Annotated in this window: 9 protein-coding genes; 4 read left to right on the plus strand and 5 right to left on the minus strand. The window is 69.5% G+C overall.

Annotation, left to right across the window (positions count from 1 at the left end):
• Positions 1–155: 155 nt before the first annotated feature.
• Both HNR67_RS17270 and HNR67_RS17275 read right to left on the minus strand, forming a co-directional pair.
• Positions 156–578, minus strand: a complete 423-nt coding sequence (locus tag HNR67_RS17270; protein WP_246492537.1) for a winged helix-turn-helix transcriptional regulator — start codon at positions 576–578, stop codon at positions 156–158.
• 987 nt (positions 579–1565) lie between these two features.
• On the minus strand, positions 1566–2012 hold the full coding sequence (locus tag HNR67_RS17275; protein ID WP_185003286.1) for a hypothetical protein: 447 nt from the start codon (positions 2010–2012) through the stop codon (positions 1566–1568).
• A 289-nt stretch (positions 2013–2301) separates the two neighbouring features.
• On the opposite strand from HNR67_RS17275, the gene HNR67_RS17280 reads away from it, so the two are divergent.
• Entirely contained in the window at positions 2302–3984 is a 1683-nt protein-coding gene (locus HNR67_RS17280; RefSeq protein WP_185003287.1) for a fatty acyl-AMP ligase, read from the plus strand.
• Here the strand turns inward: HNR67_RS17280 and HNR67_RS46265 are convergent.
• Entirely contained in the window at positions 3960–5201 is a 1242-nt protein-coding gene (locus HNR67_RS46265; protein ID WP_185003288.1) for a helix-turn-helix domain-containing protein, read from the minus strand. The genes HNR67_RS17280 and HNR67_RS46265 overlap by 25 nt on opposite strands.
• Before the next feature lie 267 nt (positions 5202–5468).
• Between HNR67_RS46265 and entS the strand changes: the two genes are divergently transcribed.
• The 3 genes from entS to panD are packed head-to-tail and all read left to right on the plus strand — an operon-like array spanning position 5469 to position 7466.
• Positions 5469–6752, plus strand: coding sequence for an enterobactin transporter EntS (gene entS, locus HNR67_RS17290; protein WP_312987468.1), 1284 nt, complete (start codon positions 5469–5471; stop codon positions 6750–6752).
• A gap of 43 nt (positions 6753–6795) precedes the next feature.
• Positions 6796–7008, plus strand: coding sequence for an MbtH family protein (locus tag HNR67_RS17295; protein ID WP_407645132.1), 213 nt, complete (start codon positions 6796–6798; stop codon positions 7006–7008).
• 35 nt (positions 7009–7043) lie between these two features.
• On the plus strand, positions 7044–7466 hold the full coding sequence (gene panD, locus HNR67_RS17300; RefSeq protein WP_185003290.1) for an aspartate 1-decarboxylase: 423 nt from the start codon (positions 7044–7046) through the stop codon (positions 7464–7466).
• 104 nt (positions 7467–7570) lie between these two features.
• On the opposite strand, the gene HNR67_RS17305 is transcribed toward panD, so the two are convergent.
• Positions 7571–8566, minus strand: a complete 996-nt coding sequence (locus HNR67_RS17305; RefSeq protein WP_185003291.1) for an iron-siderophore ABC transporter substrate-binding protein — start codon at positions 8564–8566, stop codon at positions 7571–7573.
• Positions 8567–8581: 15 nt separating this feature from the next.
• Positions 8582–9577 (minus strand): iron-siderophore ABC transporter substrate-binding protein, encoded by a 996-nt coding sequence (locus HNR67_RS17310; RefSeq protein ID WP_185003292.1) that lies wholly within the window; start codon positions 9575–9577, stop codon positions 8582–8584.
• Between the last annotated feature and the right edge of the window lie 114 nt (positions 9578–9691).

Raw genomic sequence — 9691 nt, forward strand, 5'->3', positions numbered from 1 at the left:
CCTCGACAGATGAAGCCGCGCAGCTCAGACAGGCACTCCGGCTCGCGATCACGAAGATCGCCTACGGTTGCGGGTCAGCGCCGGGATTTGACCGGCTTCCCCCGTACTGAGACAGAACCTGACGGTACGGCTCCGTACAGCGGGGACACAAGCGGCTAGGAGGAGGGCTGCGGCACGTCCGCGGCCCGCTGGTCGAAGGCCCGCCGCGCGGTCACCACCTGCGGCAGGTTGCCAGTGGACCAGGCCCGCACCGCGGCCAGCGGCTCGGCGGCCGAGCGACCCAGTTCGGTCAGCTCGTAGTCCACGCGTAGTGGCACGGTCGGGTAGACGGTCCGGGTGACGAGGCCGTCCCGTTCCAGCGTGCGCAGGGTCTGGGTGAGCATCTTCTGGCTGATGCCCTCCAGCTTCACGCGGAGTTGGCCGAACCGGCGCGGGCCGTCCTCCAGGGCGCCGATGGTCAGGGCGGTCCACTTGTCGGCGAGCATGTCGAGCAGATCCCGGCAGGGGCACTGGCGGGAGTAGACGTCCCGCACTTCCGCATCGGGGATCCAGTCGGTTTTCACCTGCATACTTCCCATGGGGTACTTGGTATCACATGGGGTGCAGGGGTGGGAATGATCCGCACGTCCCCGCCCAGTCCGGCCCCGCCCCGGGGCGGCCCCCGGGGTGGCGTACGAGAACGGCCAACACGGTGTACGACGACGGCCAACACGGCGTACAAGAACGGCCAACACGCCGGGGAGGGGTTCGGGGGGTTTCAACCCTCCGCGCGTGTTGGCCGTTGTCGTACCGAGTGTTGGCCGTTTTGGTACGGGGTGTTGGCCGTTGTGGGCGGGCGGAGCCCGAGGACGGGCAGCCGGGGTGGCTTTTCAAACCTTCCCTGAGCGGTTCCCCATCCCCGTCAGCCTGGAGAGGACACACCGCATCCTGGGCGCGCGGACCCGCAACCCGCCGCCGCCCTAGCCACCCAACCGCAGGGGTCCGCGCGCCCAGGATGTGGTTTGGTATCGGAGGGCTGACGGGGATGGGGAACCGTACGAGCACTGCTCTCTGCCCTTGATCTTCTCCCCCCATCCTTTGATTTCTGCCCGTCCGGCGAGGACGATCTTGATCTTCGTTCGGGTACCTCAGCAACAGAGGCCACAAGCGCAAAGATCAAGAGCGGAAAAGATGGCCTCGCCGGCCGGGCAGACCACCGGAGGGGGTGGGGCAAGTCAAGAACCGGGATGAGCAGGTTGCGGGGCGGGGTTTGGGCTGCCGGGGCCGGTTCCAGCGTGGCTCCGAGGGCTCGCGTGTTCTCCGCACGGCCTTCCGCAAGCCAACCACACCTCACCGAGCGGCCCCCGTCACGATGGGAAGCTAGGGCGGAAGCAGGTTGCAGGGGCCACTCGGCGAGGCGCGGTCAGCAAGCTCCAGGCCGTACGGAGAACACGCGAGAACCCTCGTCGTGGGGGTCTACCCCCCAACCCCACACCCCGCCCCGTCCCACAACGGCCAACGACCCGTACGAGAACGGCCAACACTCCGTACGAGAACGGCCAACACGGTGGGAGGGGGGGTGGGGGTCAGGGTTGGCGGTGTTCGGTTATGGGGGAGGGGACCATGGCTTCGGTTACGGCGTGGCCCATGCGGCGGAGGGCGGCTTCGATGGCGAGGCGGATGGAGCCGTTCATGGGTAACAGCGGTAGCCAGGGTTGGGCGTTCCACTCTGGGCCGCGCAGGCCTGGGCTGACCGTGACGGTGGCCAGTTCGTCGTTGGGGAGGACCAGTTCCAGCCTTGCCTGACGGACCACCACCTCGGCGCTGTGTTCCGCCCTGGGCGGGGGGACTGGCTCGTACTGGGCGGCGACCAGCCACTCCAGGTCGTCGCTGATCCGTTGGACGGACTCGGCGATCCCGATCAACAACTCGGCCCGGCGGTACTGGCAGCTCTCCTCGGTTGCCTGGCGCAGGCGCCCGGCCACCTCGGTGAGGGCCACTGCGGCCTCGGACTCGGTTCGGCACTCCACCATGTCGTGATCAACGGCACGGCCGCGGGAAAGTCGCGGTTCCCAATCGTTGTCACCCGATTGTGTAAGGCGACTTGTCACCTGGCTCACAAATTTCCCAGCGGGCGGGACTGATCCGGGTTTGTGGTCGGCGGAATGTCACCGCGGTTCACCTCCTGGCTATTGACAGTGTTCCTCGTTGATAAATAGCGTCCAGCTCGGGGAAGTCGGAGGAGAAAACATTGTGATCGGGTCTTTTCGTGCTGCCGCACTAATTCCGCAACAGCTCTTCCATAAGCTGGACCAGGGCGGATTGTCGCTGCCGGACAACCTCAACCGCTGGGCGGCCGGGTTCGGCGACCAGCCCGCGCTGACCTTCCTGGACCACCACGGGCCGCGCCCGCTCGGTGAGGCCGTCGTGCTGACCTGGGCCGAGCTGGACCGCCGGGTCAGCGCGGTGGCCGCCTGGATCCAGCGCCGCGCCTGCCGCGGCCAGCGGGCGGCCATCGTCGCCCCGCACGGGCCGGACTACGTGATCGCGTTCCTGGCCGCCTTACGCGCCGGGATCATCGCGGTGCCGCTGTTCCCGCCCGGCCATCCGGGCACGGTGGGCAGGCTGGCCGCGATGTTCGCCGACTGCGGGCCGCGGCTGGTGCTGACCACCCGCGCCCAGCTGGCCGCGGTCGACGGGTTCCTGGACAGCCATGGCCTGCGCAAACCCGAGGTGGTCGCGGTGGACGCGCTGCCCGACGCGATCGGCGCCGAGGTCGAACCGGCCTGGCACACCGGGGACGACGTGGCCTACCTGCAGTACCCGCCGACCTGGACCGGCGCCCCCTGCGCGGTCCAGGTGACCTTCCGCAACGCGGTGGACAACGCGCTCACCCTGGTCGAGTCCATCGGCGCGCTGCCCGGTCAGTCGCCCTCGGTGAGCTGGCTGCCGCTGCACCACGCCGAGGGCCTGCTGCTCGGGGTGATCGCGCCGGTGGCGGTGCGGGCCCGCGCGGTGCTGATGGACCCGGCCGCCTTCCTGCTCAAGCCCGAGCGCTGGCTGCGCGCGCTCACCGCCAACCCGGGCGCGGTCAGCGCCGCCCCCGACTTCGCCTACGGCTACTGCGCGGCCCGGATCGGCGCCCAGGAGAAGGCCCTGCTGCGGCTGGACCACGTGCGCTCGCTGTTCGTGGACGGGGCCAGCGCCCAGGCGCAGACGCTGAGCCGGTTCCTGGACGCCTTCGCCGAATGCGGACTCCGCCCGGAAGCGGTGCGCTGTGGCTACGGGCCGGTCGGCGCGGCCGCCCTGGTCTCGGTGACCACCGCCGCACCCCGGCGCACCGGTTTCGACCGGGCCCTGCTGCGCCGGGGCCGGGCCGAGCCCCGCGCGGAGAACTCCCCCGACGCGCTGACCTTGCTCTCCAGCGGCACACCCACCCGCCATCGGGTGCGGATCGTGGCCCCGGACAACGGACGGACGCTGCCGGATGGCGCGGTCGGCGAGGTGTGGGTCTCCGGCGCGCTCGGCCCCGGGTTCTGGGGACGCCGCAAGGCGGGCGAGCGGCCCTTCGGCAACCGCCTCGAAGACGCTGACGCCCCTGCTCAGGGCTGGTTGCGGACCGGGGATCTCGGCCTGGTCGACGACGGTGAGCTGTACGTGCTCGGCCGGGTCGGCGAACTGCTGACCGTGCGCGAGCGCCAGCACTACCCCTACGACGTGGAGGCCACCGTGGCCGGCGCGCATTCCGCGCTGCGCGCGCACCAGGCCGCCGTGTTCACCGTGCGCGAGTTCGAGCGGGTGCTCACCGTGCTGGTGGCCGAACGGGTCCGGGAATGCTCCACCCAGCAGGTGGCAGGCCAGGTCCGGCGCGCGGTGACCGCCCGGCACGGCCTGGTGCTGGACCGGGTCGTGCTGGTGGACACCGGGCGGCTGCCGCGCACCCCGGACGGCGCGGTCTGCCGGGCCACCACCAGGGACCGCTACCTGACCGGCGGCTTCGACTGACCGGGCTGAATCGGCTGGCCGGCCGTTCCTGACTGGCGCAGCCGGGCGGCCCGCAGCACGAGTTCCAGCTCGAAGCGGGCCGCCGGATCGGTCAGCGTGTGCCCGAACAGGCTCTCCAGCTGGTGCAACCGGTACCGCACGGTCTGCGGGTGGATGCCCAGCCTGGCGGCCACCTCTGGCGCGCCGCTGCGGGTCTCCAGCCAGGCCAGCAGGGTCTCGGTGAGCCGCTCGCGCTGGCGCGGGGTCAGCTCGGCCAGCGGGGCCAGCACCCTGGCGGTCAGCTCGTCGAGCAGGAAGTCCTCGTGCAGCAGCCACAGCGTGCACAGGTGGTCCGCGCAGTGCTGCACGTCCAGCGCGGGCAGGGTGCCCGCGCGCATCAGGTTCAGCGCGTGCCGGGCCCAGCGCAGCGACTCCGCGGCGCTGGACAGCTCCACCGTGGGGCCGACCGCGACCAGCCAGTCCTGCAACGGCCGGTCCAGCAGCCGCTCGTGCTCGGCGCCGGCCGGGATGAGCAGGCAGGGCGCGCTGCCCTCGAAGTCGACCAGGATGGCCCGGTCCAGGCGGGGCTCGCCCTTGTTCACCCGGTCCGGCCGCGGTTCCAGGGCCACCGCGCACACCCGGTCCGGCAGCTCCCACTCGGCGGCCGCGGCCAGCTCGATCACCAGGTGCCTCGGGTTGGGCGGATCGGCCAGCAGCACCTCCAGCAGCCTGCGCCGCCTGCGTTCCCTGGCGCCGGTGGCCCGCTGCTGGGCGGCCACGTAACCCTCCACCGACAGCGCGGCCAGCTCGTCGATGTGCGCGAAGACCGCCTCGCCGAGCAGCCGCATGGTGTCCACCGACAGGTGCACCCGCTCGCCGAAGTCGGTCAGCCGCCGCCAGGCGATCCGCGCGCCGAGCCGGTAGGCCCGCTGCAGCGTGTCCAGGCTGCGGCCCTCGTGGAACTCGCCGCGGCCCAGCCGCCGGTACATCTCGGCGATCGCCGGTTGCGGCGCGCCGGGGTCGGCCACCCGGTCCACGAACTGCATCAGCGCGTACTCGATCCCGTCGCTGATGATCTGCCCGAACGACTCGTCGAGTGGCCGGGAGTACTCGGGTATACCGCGTTGGATCTCGCCGAGTATCTGGTCGGCCACATCCGGGACCTCGGCCCGCATCAACGGCGCCAGATCGCGGGAAAGCACTTTCCACGGGTCCAGGCCCGCGCGTAGCTGGTTCACGCCCTGCTCCAATGGCGGGAAGGGGGCGAGCAATTGCGGAGAGGGGTCAACAATGCTGGGCTGTTCGTCCGTTGTCATCCTTCGAAGGAACTACATCCCATGATCCGGCCTGTTTTCGGAAAAGAGCGCTCTCATTTGTTCCTCCCGACAGAAAACCGCTGGTCGTCGTACTCCGTCACTCCCACTAACGAGCGGGATGGGCCTGGGGGAACGCAACCGTTCGCGCCGGGATGTCGGGTTTAGGTAAGCCTAAGGTAAGTTCTGGGCGTGCGACTCGGACAGTTCGTCATGGACACCGCCCCGCTGCGCAGCAGCCCGCCGTTCCGGCTGGTGTTCGCCGTGCAGGTGATCGCCATGGTCGGCACCAACCTCACCGTGGTGGCGGCCAACCTCCAGGTCTTCGCCATCACCCGGTCCTCGCTGCAGGTCGGGCTGGTCAGCCTGGCGCTCGGGGTGGCCCTGCTGTTCGGGCTGCTGGTCGGCGGCGTGCTGGCCGACCGGGCGAGCAAACGCCTGATCATCGTGACCACCCGGCTGGGCATGGTGGTGGTGCTGGGCGTGCTGGCCTGGAACTCCAGCCTGGACTCGCCCAGCCTGGCCCTGATCTACGCCACCGCGATCCCGGCCGGACTGATCAACGGCCTGGGCGCGCCCGCGCTGATCGCGGCCACCCCGGCGCTGGTCGGTCCGGAGAACTTGGCCGCGGCGGGCGCGCTGACCGCGGTCACCACCCAGATCGGCGCCATGATCGGCCCGCTGCTGGCCGGGTTCATCGCCGAATCCTGGGGCCTGGCGGTGTGTTTCACCATCGACGCGGCCACCTTCCTGCTCGGCGCGGTGCTGCTGGCCTTCCTGCCCAAGCTCGAACCGGAGGGTTCGGTCGAGCACGAGCACCCCGTCCGCTCCATCGTGGAGGGCTTCGCCTTCCTGCGGCGCAGCCGGGTGGTCACCGGACTGCTGCTGATCGACGTCTGCGCCATGGTCTTCGCCATGCCGTACGTGCTGTTCCCGGAGATGGGCGTGGCCGTCTTCGGCGGCGAGTTCGCCACCGGACTGCTCTACGCCGCACCCGCGGTCGGCGCCTTCCTGGCCGCGCTGACCAGTGGCTGGACCGCGACCGTGGCCCGCTCCGGACTGGTGCTGATCGGCTCGGTGCTGTTGTGGGGCCTGGCCGTGATCGGCTTCGGACTGAGCCCGGCGCTGTGGCTGGCACTGCTGTTCCTGGCGGTGGCCGGCGCGGCCGACACCATCTCGGAGATCCTGCGCCGCACCCTGTTGCAGCACCACACCCCGGAGCGGCTGCTCGGCCGGGTGGGCAGCATGTGGCTGGCCCAGGCCACCACCGGCACCTCCGCGGGCAACGCGGTGATGGGCGGCCTGTCCCGGCTGCTCGGCTCCGGCATGGCCCTGGTGGCCGGTGGCGCGGTCTGCGTGCTCGGTGTGGTCGGCATCGCGATCGCGTTGCCTGAGCTGCGTAAAGCCACGTTGAGCGGGCCCAGCGCGGACGAGCAGGAACGCGTCACACAAGGTTGCAAGGTTAGCTTTACCTAACCTAAGCTTCGAGGCGTTTGGACAGTCGCTCAAGGAGTTGTGGATGAACCCGCTGGATGACGAGAACGGCACGTTCTACGCCCTCGTCAACGAGGAAGGCCAGTACTCGCTCTGGCCGGTCTTCGTGGACGTGCCCGCCGGCTGGACGATCGCCTTCGGCAAGGACTCCCGGGTCGCCTGCCTTGAGTTCATCGAGCGGAGCTGGACCGACATGCGCCCGAAGAGCCTCGTCGAGGCCATGCGCGCCGCCGACTGACTTCTCACCTGACGTTCTATGAAGGAGAGCGCCACGTGCGGCGTACGTTGATGAACGGCAAGATCCACCGGGCCACCGTGACCCAGGCCGACCTGCACTACGTCGGTTCGGTGACCATTGACGCGAACCTCTTGGAAGCGGCCGACATCGTCGAGGGCGAGGTCGTGCACATCGTCGACATCACCAACGGCGCCCGCCTGACCACCTACGCCATCACCGGCGAGCGGGGCAGCGGCGTGATCGGCATCAACGGCGCGGCCGCGCACCTGGTGCACCCGGAGGACATGGTGATCATCATGTCCTTCGCGGAGTTCACCGAGGAGGAACGGGCCACGCACGTCCCGCACGTCGTGCACGTGGACGAGCGGAACCGGATCCTGGCCCTTGGCAACGATCCGGCCGAGCCGGTGCCGGGCAGCGAGCAGCTCTCCGGGCGCGTGGTCGCGGCCGCGCACTAGTAGACCAGCGGCGGCCGGCGGTTCGGGGCCGACGGCAACCGCGTACGAGGGCGGTCACCCGGGGTGCGGGTGACCGCCCTTTCTTATGCCACAACGGTTTCGCCTCAGCCGCCGCTGCCTGCACGCAGTTTGGGCAGGACCTGGGTCACCAGCCAAGGGATGTTGACCGGGGTCGGGGTGCGCAGGGCGTGGAACTCCAGGCCGTCCAGGATGATCCGGCCACCGGACTTGACCACGGGCAGGTTGCGGAACAGCGGGTTGGACTCCACCGCGCGCTCGTTGTCCTTGGAGCCGTCGTAGTTGATCAGCAGCAGGTCCACGTCCAGCTTGTCGTACTGCTCCGCGCCCAGTTCCGCCGCGAAGTTGCCGGGAAGTGCTTGCAGGGAATCGGGAATCCGCAGACCGAACGCGCCGAGCATGATCCCGGCCGGATCGGTTGGCGAGCGCAGCGCGTACAGCTTCCCGGCGCCTGCCGCCTGCGCCATGGTGGCGCGTTTCCCTTGCAGTGCCGGGAAATCCGTGCGGACCTTGGTCAGCGCCGACTCGGTGTCCGCGACCAGCTTCTCCGCCTCGGCCGACTTGCCGACGGCCTTGCCGACCTGGCGGGTCACCTGCTGCCAGGTGTCCTGGTAGGCCCCGGTCTCGAAGGCGGTGGTCGGCACGAACGCGCTCAGCTTGGCGTAGTACTTGTCGAGGTAGTAGTCGGAGCCGGCCAGGATCAGGTCCGGCTGGAGCTTGAGCACCTGCTCGGGGTCGAAGCCGTTGTCCCCGGCCACCAGCAGTTCCGGCTTGGCCGAGCCCAGTTTCGCCGCCGCCCACGGGGTGATCCCGCTGGGGTGCTCGTTGGAACGCGGCATGCCCACCGGCGTGATGCCAAGGGAGAGCAGCGCGTCCTGGTCCACCTCGCCCAGCACCACCACCCGTTTGGGCGCGGCCGGGATGGTGGTGGTGCCGAGTTTGTGGTTCAGCGTCACCGGAAATCCGGCCCCGGCGCCGGGTGGCGCCGCCTCGGGTGTGCTCGCACAACCCGCCGCAACGACGAGGGCCGCGCTGACGAGCAGCGCGGCCCAGGTCCTGATCGCTGTGCTGGAAAGGCTCACCGGCTCAGTCTGGCATCAGACGGCGGTCTTCTTCACCGCCGCGGACAGCTTCGGCACCATCTTGTCGATGGCGTAGGGGATGCCCAGCGGGGAGGGGGTGCGGATCGAGTAGAACTCGCTCAGGTCGACGACGATGGTGCCGCCCTTGCTGACCACCTTGAGCTTCTTGAACAACGGGTTCTGCTCGACGTCCTGCTGGTGCTGCTTGTTGTCGTTGAAGTAGGTGATCAGCACGTCCTGGTCGAGCAGGTCGTACTTCTCCGCGCTGACCTCGACCGCGAAGGACTCACCAGGCAGCTGCTGGATGGCAGGCGGCAGCACCAGGCCGAACTCGCCGAGCAGCTTGGTCGCGGTGTCCGTGGTGGACTTGAGCACCATGATCGTCCCGGTCTGGCCGGTGACGCCGAAGGCGAACTTCTTGCCGGTCAGCTCCGGGTTGCTCTTCTTGACCCCGGCGATCTTGCCCTCGACCTCGGTGACCAGCTTCTCCGCCTCGGCGCTCTTGCCGACGGCCTTGCCGACCTGGCGGGTGACCTGCTGCCAGGAGTCCTCGGCGGGGCCGGTCTCGTAGGCGGTGGTCGGCACGATGTCGTTGAGCTTCTTCCAGTACTTGTCGAGGTAGTAGTCGTAGTTGGCCAGGATCAGGTCCGGTTCGAGCTTGAGGACCTGCTCGACGTCGAATCCGTTGTCGCCGGCGGTCAGCAGCGTGGGCGCGGCGCCGGTGAGCTTGGCCTTGGTCCACGGCGCGACGCCGTCGCCGATGTTGGTCTTGACCATCGCGATCGGCGTGATGCCAAGGGACAGCAGCACGTCCTGGTCGGTCTCGCCGAGCACCACGACCCGCTTCGGCGCGGACTTGATCGTGGTGGTGCCGAGCTTGTGCGTGATGGTGATGGGGTAACCCGGCGCGGCACCGGCCGACGTGTCCTTCGGGGCGCCGGCGTCACCGCCGCCACCGCACGCGGTCAGGCCCAGCACCAGTGCCGCCCCGGCCGCGACCAGACGAACCATTCGACTCGACGACCTGTGCGTTCGCGTCGACATGCAGATGTCCTTCTTTCCTGGCGACGATTAGGTTAGCCAACCCTAAACGACGAGTTCGGTTCGGCGATCACGGGATGGTCC

The organism is Crossiella cryophila (assembly GCF_014204915.1).
Classification (GTDB): domain Bacteria; phylum Actinomycetota; class Actinomycetes; order Mycobacteriales; family Pseudonocardiaceae; genus Crossiella; species Crossiella cryophila.

Excerpts from the sequence above, each read along its gene's own strand:
- HNR67_RS17275 (WP_185003286.1), bottom strand. The coding sequence starts at position 2,012 with ATGGTGGAGTGCCGAACCGAGTCCGAGGCCGCAGTGGCCCTCACCGAG.
- HNR67_RS17295 (WP_407645132.1), top strand. The coding sequence starts at position 6,796 with ATGAACCCGCTGGATGACGAGAACGGCACGTTCTACGCCCTCGTCAAC.
- HNR67_RS17270 (WP_246492537.1), bottom strand. The coding sequence starts at position 578 with ATGGGAAGTATGCAGGTGAAAACCGACTGGATCCCCGATGCGGAAGTG.
- HNR67_RS17310 (WP_185003292.1), bottom strand. The coding sequence starts at position 9,577 with ATGGTTCGTCTGGTCGCGGCCGGGGCGGCACTGGTGCTGGGCCTGACC.